Source organism: Pseudomonas sp. AIG (assembly GCF_977020205.1).
This window is the reverse complement of record NZ_CDROCK010000125.1, coordinates 1-1,133: the sequence shown is the minus strand read 5'-3', so window position 1 is coordinate 1,133 and position 1,133 is coordinate 1. Positions and strand designations below refer to the sequence as shown.

1 pseudogene is annotated in these 1,133 nt (G+C 58.5%); it reads left to right on the top strand.

Features of this window, described 5'->3' with window-relative positions:
* Window positions 1-40 precede the first annotated feature (40 nt).
* Window positions 41-1,133, top strand: a pseudogene (locus tag ACWR1S_RS30805) (hypothetical protein); the annotation flags it as partial.

The window sequence follows — 1,133 nt, the reverse complement described above, 5'->3', positions numbered from 1 at the left end:
AGGTCAGGCAACGGCACATGCCACAACCGGTGTCTGGACGTTGCTCGTCAGTGCTTTGGCTGTGGCAGCACACAGCTTTACCGCCAAGGCGTTGTACGGCTCGGGCGCGACGTCGGCCGCCAGAACACTGACCGTCACAGCCGCCACCGCTCCCACTTTGACATCGGTCAAAGGCTCTCCCAGCGGTGTCGAAATCCCCCAAGGCGGGGTCACGGTGGAAACAGCCGTCACCCTGAGCGGCGTCGCGGCCAAAGGCCAGAAGGTCGAAATCTTTGATGGTAACGGTGCGAGCGCAGTATCCAAGGGCGTTGCGACAGCCCATGCAACCACGGGTATCTGGGAACACTCGATCACCGTGGCACTGGGTGCTCGCCGGTTATATGCAAAAGCGCTTTATGCCGTGAATCCAGTGTTTTCGAACGTTCGCAACCTGACCGTCACAGCCGCCACCGCTCCCACTTTGACATCGGTCAAAGGCTCTCCCAGCGGTGTCGAAATCCCCCAAGGCGGGGTCACGGTGGAAACAGCCGTCACCCTGAGCGGCGTCGCGGCCAAAGGCCAGAAGGTCGAAATCTTTGATGGTAACGGTGCGAGCGCAGTATCCAAGGGCGTTGCGACAGCCCATGCAACCACGGGTATCTGGGAACACTCGATCACCGTGGCACTGGGTGCTCGCCGGTTATATGCAAAAGCGCTTTATGCCGTGAATCCAGTGTTTTCGAACGTTCGCAACCTGACCGTTACAGCCGCCACAGCTCCGACTTTGACATCGGTCAAAGGTTCTCCTAGCGGTGTCGAAATCCCTCAAGGTGGGAGCACAGTGGAAACGGCTGTCACCCTGAGCGGCGTCGCGGCCAAAGGCCAGAAGGTTGAAATCTTTGACGGCACGGTCTCCAAAGGTCAGGCAACGGCACATGCCACAACCGGTGTCTGGACGTTGCTCGTCAGTGCCCTGGCTGTGGCTGCACACAGCTTTACCGCTAAGGCGTTGTACGGCTCTGGCGCCGTGTCGGCGGCAAGAACGCTGACCGTGAAGCAAATTATTGTCGAAGACTTTGAAACGACTCCATTGATACGATTGACCAACGTCGGACAAACCGTAGAAACCGGAAAGTTCACCCTCATAGCACGTC